Source organism: Thalassococcus sp. (assembly GCF_982780845.1).
Genome location: NZ_CEYADA010000001.1, coordinates 231942 through 245764 on the forward strand (window position 1 = coordinate 231942; position 13823 = coordinate 245764).

The 13823-nt window shown below is 59.4% G+C and carries 15 protein-coding genes; 7 read left to right on the forward strand and 8 right to left on the reverse strand.

Annotated elements, in window-relative coordinates; translation table 11 throughout:
- Positions 1 to 45 precede the first annotated feature (45 nt).
- Genes AC4FIA_RS01145 through AC4FIA_RS01160 form a run of 4 tightly spaced genes read right to left on the reverse strand, consistent with a single transcriptional unit; the run spans position 46 to position 2948 of the window.
- A complete protein-coding gene (locus AC4FIA_RS01145; protein WP_490364382.1) occupies positions 46 to 648 on the reverse strand; it encodes a pyridoxamine 5'-phosphate oxidase family protein in 603 nt (200 codons plus the stop codon).
- Positions 626 to 1369, reverse strand: coding sequence for a lysophospholipid acyltransferase family protein (locus AC4FIA_RS01150; protein ID WP_490364383.1), 744 nt, complete (start codon positions 1367 to 1369; stop codon positions 626 to 628). Before AC4FIA_RS01150 ends, AC4FIA_RS01145 begins: the two co-directional genes overlap by 23 nt.
- Positions 1369 to 2262: a cell division protein FtsX gene (locus AC4FIA_RS01155; RefSeq protein WP_490364384.1), complete on the reverse strand. Its 894-nt coding sequence runs from the start codon at positions 2260 to 2262 to the stop codon at positions 1369 to 1371. The genes AC4FIA_RS01150 and AC4FIA_RS01155 overlap by 1 nt, the downstream gene beginning before the upstream one ends.
- Before the next feature lie 8 nt (positions 2263 to 2270).
- Entirely contained in the window at positions 2271 to 2948 is a 678-nt protein-coding gene (locus tag AC4FIA_RS01160) for a cell division ATP-binding protein FtsE (RefSeq protein ID WP_103910459.1), read from the reverse strand.
- Between the two features lie 181 nt (positions 2949 to 3129).
- Here AC4FIA_RS01160 and AC4FIA_RS01165 point away from each other — a divergent pair, with 181 nt between their 5' ends.
- The 4 genes from AC4FIA_RS01165 to AC4FIA_RS01180 all read left to right on the forward strand — a co-directional run bounded on the left by AC4FIA_RS01165 (position 3130) and on the right by AC4FIA_RS01180 (position 6678).
- Entirely contained in the window at positions 3130 to 4002 is an 873-nt protein-coding gene (locus AC4FIA_RS01165) for a zinc-ribbon domain-containing protein (RefSeq protein WP_490364385.1), read from the forward strand.
- 70 nt (positions 4003 to 4072) lie between these two features.
- The gene (locus tag AC4FIA_RS01170) at positions 4073 to 4411 is read left to right on the forward strand and encodes an STAS domain-containing protein (protein WP_103910461.1); all 339 of its coding nucleotides are present in this window, start codon (positions 4073 to 4075) and stop codon (positions 4409 to 4411) included.
- Complete coding sequence (locus AC4FIA_RS01175) at positions 4401 to 4877, forward strand: ATP-binding protein (RefSeq protein WP_490364386.1); 477 nt, start codon at positions 4401 to 4403, stop codon at positions 4875 to 4877. Before AC4FIA_RS01170 ends, AC4FIA_RS01175 begins: the two co-directional genes overlap by 11 nt.
- Before the next feature lie 229 nt (positions 4878 to 5106).
- Positions 5107 to 6678: a gamma-glutamyltransferase family protein gene (locus AC4FIA_RS01180; protein ID WP_490364387.1), complete on the forward strand. Its 1572-nt coding sequence runs from the start codon at positions 5107 to 5109 to the stop codon at positions 6676 to 6678.
- A 45-nt stretch (positions 6679 to 6723) separates the two neighbouring features.
- Here AC4FIA_RS01180 and AC4FIA_RS01185 read toward each other — a convergent pair whose 3' ends face one another.
- From AC4FIA_RS01185 to AC4FIA_RS01200, 4 genes are all read right to left on the reverse strand, one after another.
- Positions 6724 to 8094, reverse strand: a complete 1371-nt coding sequence (locus AC4FIA_RS01185) for a glutamate--cysteine ligase (protein ID WP_490364388.1) — start codon at positions 8092 to 8094, stop codon at positions 6724 to 6726.
- Between the two features lie 67 nt (positions 8095 to 8161).
- On the reverse strand, positions 8162 to 8689 hold the full coding sequence (locus AC4FIA_RS01190) for a hypothetical protein (RefSeq protein WP_490364389.1): 528 nt from the start codon (positions 8687 to 8689) through the stop codon (positions 8162 to 8164).
- Positions 8680 to 9537, reverse strand: a complete 858-nt coding sequence (locus tag AC4FIA_RS01195; protein WP_490364390.1) for a GNAT family N-acetyltransferase — start codon at positions 9535 to 9537, stop codon at positions 8680 to 8682. Before AC4FIA_RS01195 ends, AC4FIA_RS01190 begins: the two co-directional genes overlap by 10 nt.
- A complete protein-coding gene (locus AC4FIA_RS01200) occupies positions 9537 to 10262 on the reverse strand; it encodes a 16S rRNA (uracil(1498)-N(3))-methyltransferase (RefSeq protein ID WP_287476647.1) in 726 nt (241 codons plus the stop codon). Before AC4FIA_RS01200 ends, AC4FIA_RS01195 begins: the two co-directional genes overlap by 1 nt.
- A 12-nt stretch (positions 10263 to 10274) precedes the next feature.
- On the opposite strand from AC4FIA_RS01200, the gene ubiA reads away from it, so the two are divergent.
- Genes ubiA through AC4FIA_RS01215 form a run of 3 tightly spaced genes read left to right on the forward strand, consistent with a single transcriptional unit; the run spans position 10275 to position 13521 of the window.
- Positions 10275 to 11234: a 4-hydroxybenzoate octaprenyltransferase gene (ubiA, locus tag AC4FIA_RS01205; RefSeq protein WP_490364391.1), complete on the forward strand. Its 960-nt coding sequence runs from the start codon at positions 10275 to 10277 to the stop codon at positions 11232 to 11234.
- A gap of 57 nt (positions 11235 to 11291) precedes the next feature.
- Positions 11292 to 13208, forward strand: a complete 1917-nt coding sequence (locus AC4FIA_RS01210) for an OmpA family protein (protein ID WP_490364392.1) — start codon at positions 11292 to 11294, stop codon at positions 13206 to 13208.
- Positions 13195 to 13521: a hypothetical protein gene (locus AC4FIA_RS01215; RefSeq protein WP_103910470.1), complete on the forward strand. Its 327-nt coding sequence runs from the start codon at positions 13195 to 13197 to the stop codon at positions 13519 to 13521. The genes AC4FIA_RS01210 and AC4FIA_RS01215 overlap by 14 nt, the downstream gene beginning before the upstream one ends.
- Positions 13522 to 13823 lie beyond the last annotated feature (302 nt).

The following is a 13823-nucleotide window of genomic DNA, read 5'->3' on the forward strand; positions in this document are numbered from 1 at the left end:
GGCAGCGCCCCCGCTCCGGTCGCTTTGGCAAAGCCAAAGCGAAACCTACCACATCCGCTCTTTCGCGCTTTCCTCATAGGTCGCGTCATACTCGCGCCCACCAGCACGACCTTCGGTCATTTCCGCAATCAAATCCCCCGCCGTCGGCACGCCCTCAACAGGCTCCTGACCCCACAAACCTGACCGCATGATCGCCTTGGCGCACTGGAAATAAACCTCGCCGACGTCAATCACGATCACCGTAGCCGGATGCTTGCCGCGTTGCTCGAAGCTTTCCAACAACGCTGGGTCGTTCGAGACCACTGCCTGCCCGTTCACACGGACGACATTCTTCTCGCCTGTGATCATAAACATCAGCGAAATTCGCGGATCCCGAACCAGATTGCGCAGCGTGTCCAGCCGGTTGTTCCCGCGCCAGTCCGGTATCAGGATTGTTTTCGGATCGGCGATCCGCGCCACAGGGCCGTCATCGCCTCGCGGGCTCGCGTCTGTACCCTCTTCCGCCACGGTGCTGACAATGCAAAACCGCGATGCTTCGATCCAGCGGGTGTAAAGCGGTGTCAGGCGATCCGCGACTTTGCTCAGCGACGCGGGCGCTGGCTCTCCGTACAGGCTGTGAAGGTCTTCAAGCGTTGTAATTGTCCACATCAAATCCCGCCTCGCGCATCAAATTGTCTGAGGCCGTTTCGACCCTGACTTCCAGTTCAGAAAGAAATTCGTTCTTCCCCATACCGGACTCGATCCGAGGCAGGAATTCAACCACTGCCGTACCGGGTTTCTTGTAAATACCGCGCCGCGACCAGAAAAGGCCCGCGTTGGTCGCCACAGGCACGCAGTCCTGTCCCAGCTGATCGTACAGCACAGCAGAACCCACCTTATAGGGCATCTTCATACCCGGGGCGGTGCGTGTGCCTTGGGAATAGATGATCAACTGACCGGGGGCCGTCAGCCCCTTGGCCACGTCGGACACCATCTTACGGATTGCCTGACCACGCTTGCCGCGGTTCACAGGAACACAGCCGATGCGATAACCGTAGACGCCGATAAAGGGCACGAACATCAATTCGCGTTTCATGATGAACTTGCCCGACGGCACGGCGGCAAAGATCATCAGGATATCAAGGAATGACTGGTGTTTAGCGGCGATCAGCACCTCATCCGTTGGCGGTGTGCCCCGCACTTCGGCTTTGACGCCGGTCATCCAGCCCAAGGACCAGATCGCATAGCGGGCGTAGGTCATGCAGGCCGCCCGTGCGCCTTTGGGCGACACCACTGCCCAAGGGAAAAACGCAATCCCCATGACCGCCATCATAAGATAGACGTGGATTTCGTAGAACGCCGAACGCAGCCACTGAATTGCGTATTTCATCAGGCAAGATCCTCAAGCACCCGCTTGGCTGCGGATTTCGTTGCAAAGAAGGCCACAGCCGCTGCCAGTACAGGCACCACAAGTGGCCAAATCCAGTCGAACCCGCGAAAGCCCAACCCGGTCAAAACGCCGCCCGTATCGCCAGTGTCCGGCATCAGGGTGACCGCAATCATTCCCACAAGCGTCCCTGCCGCAGCACCACCCAATGCGCGCAGCGTGAAACGTCGCACAAAGGCCGCCGCGATATAGGCATCGGTCGCGCCCACCAGCCGCAAAACCGCAATGATCTGCGCATTCGCCGCCAGCGCCGCGTTGGCCGCCAGCGTCACCATGGCCGCCGTGGCCCCCATAATCAACAAAAGCGCAATCCAACCCAACCAGCGCAGCCCGCCCGCCGCCGCCAACAGCGGCTTGCGCCAACGGGCGTGGTCATCCAGCACCGCGCCGGGCACTTCTGCGGACAAACGCAATCGCAGACCGCCGGCGTCGAACCCTTCGTCGGTCTCGGACACAGCGATCAGCTGCGGCACGCGCAACGTCTCGATCGGCAGGTCTGGGCCGAACCACGGCTCTAGCAGGGCGCGCTGTTCGTCGTCGCTTAGAACTCGGGCGGATGCGACGCCCGGTGTGGTGTCCAAGACCGCTATGGCCGCGGCCACCTGCGCGTCCAGTTCTTCCGGCGCGGCCGAGATACGCAAAGTTGCGCCTTTGGCCAAGGCATCCGACCAGCGATCCGCCAGACGGTCCGCCGCCAACGATAAAGCCAACGCAAAGACCGCCAGAAAGGCCATCGCCGCCGCGCTGAACAGTGTCAGGCGAACGGTGTAGCCCGTGGGCGGAACAATCCTGTCGTGCGCCGCGTCACCGCGCAGAAGGCTGCGGATATCTTCCATCGAAACTCTCACAGATCCGCCCCCGCCAATTGCAAACGACGGTTCGAAATCCGCAACACACGCGCCTGCACCTGCGATTTGGCCGCGCGGATCAGACCCAGATCATGGGTCGCGATCATCACGGTTTTGCCCATGCGGTTCAGTTCGATCAACAGGCGCAACAGACGTTGGGACATTTCCCAATCAACGTTGCCTGTGGGCTCGTCCGCCAGAATGACATCCGGCGACATAATCACCGCCCGTGCCAGCGCGGCGCGTTGACGTTCACCACCGGACAGTTCCGGCGGCAGGGCATGGGCGCGGTTCGTCAACCCGACCCAGGACATGAGTTCGCCGATATCGGCCATCGCCTCGGCCGTGTCCTGATCCGACACTTGCAGCGGCAAAGCCACATTATCCAGCACCGACAGGTGATCCAGAAACTGGCAATCCTGATGTACCACACCAATCTTGCGCCGTGCCATGGCCACGTCATCACGGCCCAGCATGGCAACGTCTTCGCCAAAAATCCGTAAGTGGCCTGCCGTCGGGATCAACGCCCCGTAGCACAATTTCAATAGCGTGGTTTTGCCTGATCCGGAGGGACCGGTCAGAAAATGGAACGAGCCCGGCACAAGCTGCATCGAGATGTCGCTCAGCAGCTCTCCGCCGCCATAACTATAGGCTACGTTCTCAAACTCGATCACTTAAGCACCTGCTCTTTCGCCGCGCGATTTGCATCGGGCGTCCCGAATTCAGCACGTTGTGCCGCAGCAACGCGACATTTTCAATGTCACGCAAACCGAAATGGGACTTTTCCAGATGCATATGCATCCTTAAGGTAAGTGCAAATCAGGCAATAAGTGCCAGAAATGGCTGGGGACTATTATGCGGCTGACATGCCCGAACTGTGATGCACAATACGAAGTGCCGGCGGATGTGATCCCGGAAGGGGGGCGTGACGTCCAGTGTTCGAACTGTGGGCACACATGGTTTCAGATGCATCCTGATGACGAGGTTATGGTCGAACCGGAACCCGAGGTCGAAGAAACCCCTAATTGGGACCCCGAACCGGAACCGGACGAATACGACGAACCCGAAGAAGAAGCCGCAGCACCGGTGCGCCGTGGCCTCGATCCGTCAGTCGCCGACGTGCTGCGCGAAGAAGCCGAGCTTGAGACACGCCGCCGCGCGGAAGATGCCGGTGGACTTGAAAGCCAGCCGGACCTTGGCCTGATGGATCCGGACGAAGATGATCTGTCCCGCCGCCAGCGACAGGCACGCGAACGCATGCGCCGCATTCGCGGTGAAAGCGCCGCCGAGGAATATAACCAACCACCCGTTGTCGAAGCTGCATCCACCGCCGCAGCATCCGAAGCACTGGCCTCTGCCACGTCGCGCCGCGACCTGCTGCCTGACATCGACGAAATCAATTCGACTTTGCGCGCCTCGGACGACAGACAGCCCGGCGAAACGCCGCAAGGCAGCCCGGTCGAGGACGAAGACACATCCGGCGGCGGGTTCTTCCGTGGATTTGCCTATGTGGTTCTGCTGTTCGCGATTGGCGCGTTGGCCTATGTCTTTGCGCCGCAAATCAAGGAAAGTTTTCCGCAGGTTGCCCCAACGCTTGATGCCTATGTGGCCAAGGTGGACACAGGCCGTATCTGGCTCGATGACCAGATCGCTGCTCTGTTGCAAAAGCTGGATGGTCTCAGCTCCGAGGCCACGCCTGACGAACCCGCCCAAACTCCTGAAAACTAAGTTAGTCATGCAAACTGCTTGGTAACGAAGTGGTTCTATCCTGTGCCCGTACAGCAAGACGGAGCACGGAATGGACCTACAAAGCGAACAACTCGGCGAAACACTGGTCATTCGCGTCAACGCATCCCGTGTCGATGCGGCGGCGGCGATCCAGTTCAAGGACGGGATGCGCGAATTGACCCGTGAAGGGCCGGATAGATGCGTGCTGGATCTAGGACAGGTGGATTTTGTCGACTCAAGCGGCCTTGGCGCGATTGTCGCGTCGATGAAGCAACTGAATGACGGACAGAAACTTGATCTTGCCGCATTGAAACCCGCCGTAGACAAGGTGTTCCGCCTGACGCGGATGGACACCATCTTTGCCATCTACACCGACATGGCGACGGCCATGACCTACGATGCTGGCTGATACGGCGCTTATGGTGCAGGACGAAACCATCAAACCCCAAGAGCGCGGGTCGGCTTTCGAAACGGTTATGGAACCGGACTTCCTTGCCGTGCGGAACACGAGCCTGAAGATCGACAACCATCTTGCGGCCCATCAGCTACCAGCCGACGACCATCAAAATTGCAGCATCGCCCTGACCGAAGCGCTGAACAATATTGTCGAACACGGGTTTGCAAATTTGGACAGTGGCGAAATCCGGATCGATTTGACGGTTGGCGTCACGACCATTCGCGCGGTTCTGACCGATAACGGCCGCGCAATGCCGGGGTTCCAATTGCCAGAAGGGGCCGCACCAGACCCCATTGACCTGCCGGAAGGGGGATTCGGCTGGTTCATGATCAAGTCTCTTTCGCGGTCCCAAACCTACGAAAGATGTGGTGAAATGAATGTTTTGACACTGGAATTCTCTCGTGGACCTGAAAATTGAGCCACAAAATGCGTTTCGCCTCAAAAATGCCTTTGTCCTCACAAATTGGGAACAGATTGTTTGGGCAACCTTACCTTTGTAGCTGCATATAGCTTCCCTCGACGTCGTGTATAACAGCCCCCACCCAGTGCACGGCGTCGAGGACCACACTCCTCCCCCACATCCCTGACGATTGACCTCGAATTTCCCGCGTCTATCTTGATCGCGGAACTAGGGAGGTCCTCACAACATGCGCGATTTTCACAAACCCGGCCGCTCGGCCGTGTTCGCGACCAATGGCATGTGCGCCACGTCGCACCCGCTGGCCACAAAAGCCGCAGTCTCGATACTGGAAAGCGGCGGCAACGCCGTTGACGCCGCCATTGCTGGCGCGGTTCTTCTGGGGTTGTGCGAACCGCAAATGACGGGGATCGGCGGCGACTGTTTTGCACTGATCTCGAAACCCGGTGAAGATGTAGTTGCCGTCAACGGGTCGGGCCGCGCGGCGGCAGGCATGAACGCCGCAAGCCTGCGCGAAGCCGGTCATAAAACGGTCCCGCTTGGCACGCCCGATGCCGTCACCATCCCCGGTGCGATCGACGCGTTCTGCCACATGTCCGAAACTTGGGGTAAACTCGGGCTGGCCGACAGCCTTGCGCCTGCCATCCGTTATATGGACAGCGGTGTGCCCATCGCCCCGCGCGTAGCGTTTGACCTGCAATCGGGCTGCGAACGCCTGACGGGACATGGACGCACGCATTTCCTGCTGAACGGCAAAACACCCCAGACCGGCGATATCTTTGCCTTGCCCGGTCAGGCCGAGGTGCTGCGCCGGATCGCCAAAGACGGGCGCGATGCCTTCTACACCGGTGAGGTTGCCGAAGACATGGTTGCCTCGCTTCAAGCTGCGGGCGGCACCCACACGATGGACGATTTCGCTGCGGCGAAAACCACCGTCGCGGCCCCGATCAGCGGCACCTACAAAGACCGCGAACTGCTTGAGCATCCGCCGAACGGTCAGGGCGCGACCGCGATCCTGCTGCTGAACATCCTGTCGCAATTCGATCTGGCGTCGATGGACCCGTTCGGTACCCAGCGCGCCCATATCGAGGCCGAAGCCACAAAACTGGCCTACGACACCCGCAACCGCTTCATGAGCGATTTCGACTATATGACGCGGCTGGATCACATGACATCAATGGACACAGCCCGCGACCTTGCGGCGCTGATTGATCCGAACCGCGCGATGAAATCGGCAACCGAAATCTCGGAAGCGGTACATAAAGACACGATCTACATCACAGTGGTCGACAAAGACCGCATGGCCGTGTCGCTGATCTATTCGATCTTCCACAGCTTCGGCTCGGGCCTTGCGTCGGAAAAATTCGGCATCCTGTTTCACAACCGCGGCGCGGGCTTTTCGTTGGAAGAAGGCCACCCGAACGAAATGGCGCCAGGCAAACGCCCGATGCACACGATCATTCCGGGCCTTCTGCGCGGCGCGGGCCAGACCATGCCGTTCGGCGTCATGGGTGGGCAGTATCAGGCCAACGGCCACGGGCGCGTTGTGACCAACATGGTTGATTTCGGAATGGACCCCCAGTCCGCCTTGGATGCGCCCCGCTCTTTTGCCGAAGGCGACACGCTGTCGGTCGAGCGTGGCTATTCCGATGCGGTCCGTCAGGAACTGGCCGATAAGGGCCACAACGTCATCGTGCCCGACACTGCCATTGGCGGCGCGCAGGCGATTGTCATTCACGACAGTGGTTTGCTGGAAGGGGCGTCGGACCCGCGCAAAGACGGCTGCGCACTGGGCTATTGATCAAGGGCCAGCCGGACAGTGCGTTCGGCTGGCAGCCTTTTGATATCAGTAAGAATACTCAGAGTATATTTTGCTGATATCGCCATCCCATTCCCCGTTATACTTCGCCATCAGTTCATCCGCCGGCACCTGACCGGTTTCGATGGATTCCTTCAGCGCGTTCAGGAAGTGGGTTTCATCCGGCAGCAAGCCACCTGCGCCCTTCATGGCGCGGGCTTTCAGGCCAGCCTCGGAAATTTTCAGCACTTCGGCCGCCAGTTCGGACATTTTCACGCCGCCAGCCACCGCCTGCAGGCCATCAACCGATGCCGCCACGCGCAGTGCCTCGCGCGTTTCCGCATCGAGTGTTTTGGCAATGTCCCATGCCGCATCTAGCGCGGTCTGGTCATACATCAGCCCCACCCAGAACGCAGGCAACGCGCACAGACGACGCCACGGGCCACCATCGGCCCCGCGCATTTCGATGAATTTCTTCATCCGTGCTTCGGGGAAGATCGTGGTCAGGTGATCGGCCCAATCGGAAAGCGTGGGCTTTTCACCGGGCAATGCGGGCAGTTCGCCTTTCAGGAAGTCGCGGAAGGACTGGCCCAGCGCATCGATGTATTTGCCGTCGCGATAGACGAAGTACATCGGCACATCCAACGCGTACTGCACCCATGCCTCGAACCCAAAACCGTCTTCGAACACGAAGGGCAGCATGCCCGTGCGTGCCGCATCCAGATCGCGCCACACGCGGCTGCGCCACGATTTGTGGCCGTTGGGCTTGCCATCAAAGAAGGGCGAGTTCGCGAACAGGGCCACGGCCACCGGCTGCAACGCCAAAGCGACGCGCATCTTTTGCACCATGTCGGCCTCGGTCGAGAAATCGAGGTTCACCTGAACGGTGCAGGTCCGGTACATCATGGATTTGCCCATGGTGCCGACCTTGTCCATGTAATTGGTCATCAACCGGTAACGCCCTTTGGGCATCATCGGCATGTCTTCGTGGCTCCAGATCGGGGCGGCGCCAAGGCCGATGAACCCGACGTTCAGATCGTCGGCCACGTCTTTCACCTGCTTCAGGTGTTCGTTCACCTCGTCACAGGTCTGGTGGATCGTCTCAAGCGGGGCACCGGACAGTTCCAGCTGACCACCCGGTTCCAGCGACACGTTCGCGCCGTCTTTTTCCAGACCAATGATATGGCCAGCCTCGGAAATCGGGTTCCATCCATGGCGGTCGCGAAGACCTTCCAGAACGGCACGCACAGAACGGGGCCCGTCATAGGGCAGTGGTTCAAGTGTGTCTTTCAGATAGCCGAACTTTTCATGTTCGGTCCCGATGCGCCAATCCGCTTTGGGTTTACAGCCCTTTTCGAGATACTCGGCCAACTGGTCATGATGTTCGATGGGTCCGCCGCCGGACTGGGGAATAGACATCAGATCGCGCTCCGAGACTTCGTTCGTTAGTAGTAGTCCCAAGCCATGGTCAGAAATGGCCGAGGTGTCAATGCAGCCTATCGGGGGTAATTACCTCAGAAGGCCTGCGCCAGATCACAACAGGGTGTGCAGGTTTGCGCTCCATCTCGCGCAGCATCATTTCGGTTTTCAATCCGGGCAGCAGCGCAAAGGCATCAAACAGCGCGTCCGAGCCATCGGCATTCAGCGGAATTTCCAGTGGCGCACCGTCGTGGATCAGCACCCAATGGGCGGAAAACTGGCTAGGATCAAGGCGCAGTTCATGCAGATCGCCCAGATCAACCACACCGCCGGACAGCGGCCCGAAATAACGCACGCGGCCTTCGATGATTTCGACCATGCCGGGGCCTGCGCCCGTTTGCCGGAACCGTGCACGCTGGATACCGGCAAAGCCCAGAACCGCACCGGCGATTGCCACAATCCAGCCCAACGCGTTCAACAGCCAGCCGACACCGACCAGCGCCCAATAAAGGCCCAGCGCGATCAAGGCCAAACCGGCCAGCGCCTCGGACCAGCGTTTGATCGTGGCCTGTGCTTCGGGTCGGATCAGAGACATGCTGGCTCCTTCAGGATTGCGACGCGGAACGTGCCGATCTGCTCAAAGCCGATGGCCTCATATGCCCGCGATGCGGCGTCATTGTTGGAAAACAGGATTGCCCGTTTGGTGCCTTGGCTTGCTTCATAGTTAAGCATTTTGGAGACAACGGTACGCCCAAGACCACGATTTCGTAGCTCGGTCGGCACGTAAACGCTGCTAACTTGAACTGTATCGCCGACACGGGCATTCAGGCCAGCCATGGCTACGGGCAATCCACGTTCATCGCAAAGCAGCCACGTCCCATCCCCACGAATAGCCCGCTCGGCCCGAACCAGCGCATCTTTATCACTGTGGAGCGATCCGTCGCCGATACCCGTGTCCTGAAAATGTCCGACAAACCAACGCGCCAACAAATCGAAATCCCGCGCCTCTGGGCGGCGCAACGCACCCTGCTCGGGAATAAAGCCCGTTAAATCGCGCTGATATAAAGGCTCATCATGGTTCAGTTTATAAAGGTCCTCATCAGACAAGCCTAAAGCGCCCAATGCCATCTGAACTTCGGACGAGAGGCCCGTCATCACGGCGATCGGCTGGCCTGCCAAAACACGCGGCAGGTCGGTGCAAATCTGATCGTTCAAAGTATTGTCGGGAAACTGCACCATGGTGTTCTGGTTTTGCGTTAGCCCGAAAACACCCGCGATCTGCCCGTCCTTTTCCCACAGGTGATAAGTCGTCGCGTGGTCGTGCCCCTGCCCGCTTAACCCGTGCGCGGCAAGGTTCGACCGCAGAAACATCGCCGAGGCCGGTCGTTGCGCCAGAAACGCATCAAGCCGCGCCTCATCACCGGGTTGGGCGATCCGGTGCATCACCAGTCGCCATAGGTGGTTTGCCAAATCGTCAGCGCCGCAACCGCCGCCGTGTCCGCCCGCAGGATGCGCGGGCCAAGTCGGACAGGCACCGATTGCGCCATACCGTGCAGGCGCGACCGTTCCGCGTCGGAAAACCCGCCTTCCGGCCCGATCAGAATGCCCCAAGGCGCGTCTTTGGGTTGCGCCCCGAAATCGGCCTTTTGCACCTCACCTGCCAAAGCCTCGTCACAGAACATCAGCTGCGCGTCGTCAGACCAGTCGCGCAGCACTTGGCCGAGTTTGGCCAACGCCGCGACCTCGGGCACATACACCGCCCCGCATTGTTCCGCCGCCTCGACCGCATGGGCCTGAAGCCGGTCCTGCCGGATGCGTTCGGAATTGGTAAAATCGGTCTGCACAGGCACGATCCGGCGCACGCCCATTTCCACCGCCTTTTCGACGATAAAATCGGTTCGCGCCTTTTTAATCGGCGCAAAGTAGAGCGTCAGATCGGGCGGCATCCACTGCGGCTGCGACTGTTCGCGGCAGGCCAGAGTGCCCCCGCGTTTGCCCGCCTCGGCCACATCGGCCAGCCATTCGCCATCTGTGCCGTTAAAAAGCGCCACTTCATTGCCCACGGACAGCCGCATCACCCCGAAAAGGTAATGTGCCTGTTCCCGCGACAGCGGAACCTGTTGTGCCTCCCCAAGGGGGTGCTCTACAAAAAGCCTGATCCTTGCCATGGAGCGGAACTTATGTCCGACACATCAAAAGCGCCAGTGGGCCAAATCGCAGATGCCGTAAAAGACAACTGGGTTGACCGCTTTGCACCAAATCCGGTGAAGCCGTTTTTCCGTCTGTCCCGTCTGGACCGCCCGATTGGAACGTGGCTTTTGCTGCTGCCCTGCTGGTGGGGGTTGTTGCTGGCGATGATCTCAACCGGAACGGCCAGCTGGCATGACGCGTGGATTTTCATCGGCTGCGCATTCGGCGCGGTGCTGATGCGAGGTGCGGGCTGTACGTGGAACGACATCACCGACCGCGACTTTGATGGATCGGTGGAACGCACGGCGCTGCGCCCGATTCCGTCGGGTCAGGTGCCAGTGATCAAAGCCGTGGTGTGGACCGCGCTTCAGGCGTTTATCGCATTGGGCATCCTGCTGACTTTCAACAAAACCGCGATTCTGCTGGGCGTTGTGTCGCTGGTGCCGGTGGCGATCTACCCGTTTGCGAAGCGGTTCACATGGTGGCCGCAGGTCTTTCTGGGCATCGCGTTTAACTGGGGCGCTTTGCTGGCATGGACCGCACACACCGGTAGCCTGGGCTGGCCGCCGATCCTGCTGTATCTGGCGGGCATCGCGTGGACCCTGTTCTACGACACGATCTATGCCCACCAAGATACCGAGGACGACGCGCTGATCGGCATCAAATCCACCGCGCGGCTTTTCGGCGACGACTCGCCCCGCTACCTATCGTGGTTCCTTGTGGCGACGGTATCGCTGATGGCGATGGCCGTGATTGCCGCCGTGCCAGACGCCGAGATGATCACCATGCTGATCGCGATCTTCGGGCCTTGGTTGATGGGCTGGCACCTGTGGTGGCAGTTGGGCAGACTGGACACCGAAAACAACGACGTGTTGATCGGCCTCTTCCGGTCAAACCGAGATGCCGGATTGATCCCTGTGCTGATTTTCGCCGTCGCGCTGATGCTTTGATTGCGGAAACCTGCCCAAGGGCCTATCAGAAAGCGGTTAATTAATGTCGGGGCATCTATGCGTCTGTCTTCGCTTTTTATCGTAGTCGGTACTTTTCTGGCTGCCGCCGCTGTGTCTTTCATCGCCGCTTACTTTTCCGTCAGGCTGGTCGAAGAAAGTTCGATCGCAGGCGTAGAAAGCAGGCTGGCGGATGATGGCGTGACATGGGCCTCGGTTGATGCGAACGGCCTGCAGGTCTTTGTGATCGGCACCGCCCCGACCGAAGCCGAACGGTTCCGCGCCCTGTCGCTGGCCGGTACTGTAGTAGACGCCGCCCGTGTAATCGACGAGTTGCAAGTCGCCGACAGCGCCGCATTGGAGGCGCCCGATTTCTCCATCGAAATCCTACGCAACGATGAAAAGATTTCCCTGATCGGTCTGGTGCCCACCAACTACGAAATCGACAATTTCATCAAAATCGTCACCGATATTGCAGGCGGCGAAAACAACGTATCGAACCTGCTTGAAATGGCGAACTTCCCCACGCCCGACGGCTGGGATCGCGCCATTCGCTTTTCGACACGCGCGCTAGAAGAGCTTCCGCGTTCGAAAATCTCGATCAACGCCGAGGTTGTCGCCGTCAAAGCCATGACCGACAGCGCCGCAGCGAAAGACCGGATCGAAGGCCTGCTGACACGCAACGCGCCCGAAGAAATCAGCCTTGAGCTGGATCTCGAGGCCCCGCGCCCCGTGGTCACGCCCTTTGTGCTGCGCTTTACCAAGACCGCCGACGCCACAGGGTTCGACAGCTGCACCGCCAATACTGAGGCCGCCCGCGACCAAATTCTGGCCGCCGCCAAAGCCGCCGGTCTGGAAGCCGACGCAACATGCCAGATAGCACTTGGATCGCCGTCCAAGGAATGGGGCAAAGCCACCTCTGCCGCGATCAAAGCTGTGGGTGATCTGGGTGGTGGCGAAGTGACCTTCACCAACGCCGACATCGCGCTTTTGGCTTTGGAAGGCACGGATGCCGCGCTGTTCGACACGGTGGTCGGCAAACTGGAAAACGCGCTTCCCGAAGCCTTTGTTCTGGATGCGGTTCTGCCCGAAACACCCGATCCCGAAAAGGATCAGGGCCCGATCGAATTCGTCGCCACACGGTCGCCCGAGGGCAATGTGCAACTGCGCGGCCGCATCAACTCTGAAACCGCCCGCAGCACCGCCGAAAACTATGCCCGTGCGCGGTTCACGTCTTCTGACGTGACGGTCGGCACACGGGTTGATCCCGACCTTCCCGCGAACTGGTCCAGCCGTGTTCTGGCCGGGCTTGAGGTTCTGTCGATGCTGGCAAATGGTTCAATCGTTGTGACCCCCGAACAGATGCAGGTCACCGGCGATACAGGCGACCAGAACGCCGAGGCCAACATCGCAGGCGTGCTGGCCGATAAACTGGGCGCGGACAGCTTTGTTCTGAATCTAACCTACAAGGAAAAACTGGACCCGACGCTTGGCATCCCGACACCAGAAGAATGCGTAGCGCAGATCACCACCATCATCGGCGACCGCAAGATCACCTTTGAACCGGGTTCCGCGACACTCGATTTGTCGGCCAAGGACATTCTGGATGAACTGGCCGAGCTTCTGACGCTGTGCGGTGACATTCCGCTGGAAATTCAGGGCCACACCGACAGTCAGGGCCGCGAATTGATGAACGAACAGCTGTCGCAGGAACGGGCGCAATCGGTTCTGAACGCACTGCGTGACCGTCGCGTGTTCACGTCCAGCTATCGGGCCAAGGGCTATGGCGAGGTCAATCCAATCGCCACAAATGACACCGAAGAGGGTCGCGAAGCCAACCGCCGCATTGAATTCCGCTTGATTGAACAAGAATCGACGGAAAATGCTGATGAAACCGTTGAAGAAGGTGCATCAGATCAGGCAGAAGGTGTTACGGCGACTGACGCCGGTGAAGGATCGGACAGTGAACAGAACTGAATTTATCATCGCAACCGCGATTATCCTGTTTGTAGCGTTTTGCCTTGGTTGGTTCGCAAACTGGCTGGTGCACCGCTTCACACGTGTCAGTCAGGCCGACGTGAACGAGCTTGAGAAAATGAGCCAGGAACTGCACGAGGCCGAAGAAACCCGTGATCAGGCGATCACCTATCTTCAGCAGCGCGAAGCGGAACTGACCAACCAGCTGACCCAGACCGAAGCCGAACTGTCCGCCGCGATGGAAGGCCTGCGCGAAGCCCGCCACGAAGCCGAAGAACTGCGCAGCTACGTCGAGCGGATGCAGAACCACTAACTACCGCTTGCGCCGGCCACCGGCGCTGCGTTTGTGGAAATTCGGCGGGCGCTTAGCCACCCATTTCAGAAACCCTTCCATCCTCGGATGCGCCCGCAGCGCCTCGGGCGTGTTGAACTCGCGTGCGAGTTTTGAATTGGCTAAACAGTGCGCTGCTTCTTTGGAGCTCCCCGAACCTGCAGTGTACAGGCATGCATGCACAAAAAGTGCTTAACGCAAGCTAGCAGCCGAATTGATGACATCTGAGAAGTTTATTGAAAAGCTATCTGGGATTAGAATCAGCAATAAGGACATGAACGTTC

What these genes read in the sequence shown, in the direction of transcription:
- AC4FIA_RS01145 (WP_490364382.1), bottom strand. Translation starts at nt 648, where the DNA reads ATGTGGACAATTACAACGCTTGAAGACCTTCACAGCCTGTACGGAGAG.
- AC4FIA_RS01150 (WP_490364383.1), bottom strand. Translation starts at nt 1,369, where the DNA reads ATGAAATACGCAATTCAGTGGCTGCGTTCGGCGTTCTACGAAATCCAC.
- AC4FIA_RS01155 (WP_490364384.1), bottom strand. Translation starts at nt 2,262, where the DNA reads ATGGAAGATATCCGCAGCCTTCTGCGCGGTGACGCGGCGCACGACAGG.
- AC4FIA_RS01165 (WP_490364385.1), top strand. Translation starts at nt 3,130, where the DNA reads ATGCGGCTGACATGCCCGAACTGTGATGCACAATACGAAGTGCCGGCG.
- AC4FIA_RS01170 (WP_103910461.1), top strand. Translation starts at nt 4,073, where the DNA reads ATGGACCTACAAAGCGAACAACTCGGCGAAACACTGGTCATTCGCGTC.
- AC4FIA_RS01175 (WP_490364386.1), top strand. Translation starts at nt 4,401, where the DNA reads ATGCTGGCTGATACGGCGCTTATGGTGCAGGACGAAACCATCAAACCC.
- AC4FIA_RS01180 (WP_490364387.1), top strand. Translation starts at nt 5,107, where the DNA reads ATGCGCGATTTTCACAAACCCGGCCGCTCGGCCGTGTTCGCGACCAAT.
- AC4FIA_RS01185 (WP_490364388.1), bottom strand. Translation starts at nt 8,094, where the DNA reads ATGTCTATTCCCCAGTCCGGCGGCGGACCCATCGAACATCATGACCAG.
- AC4FIA_RS01190 (WP_490364389.1), bottom strand. Translation starts at nt 8,689, where the DNA reads ATGTCTCTGATCCGACCCGAAGCACAGGCCACGATCAAACGCTGGTCC.
- AC4FIA_RS01195 (WP_490364390.1), bottom strand. Translation starts at nt 9,537, where the DNA reads ATGCACCGGATCGCCCAACCCGGTGATGAGGCGCGGCTTGATGCGTTT.
- AC4FIA_RS01200 (WP_287476647.1), bottom strand. Translation starts at nt 10,262, where the DNA reads ATGGCAAGGATCAGGCTTTTTGTAGAGCACCCCCTTGGGGAGGCACAA.
- ubiA (WP_490364391.1), top strand. Translation starts at nt 10,275, where the DNA reads ATGTCCGACACATCAAAAGCGCCAGTGGGCCAAATCGCAGATGCCGTA.
- AC4FIA_RS01210 (WP_490364392.1), top strand. Translation starts at nt 11,292, where the DNA reads ATGCGTCTGTCTTCGCTTTTTATCGTAGTCGGTACTTTTCTGGCTGCC.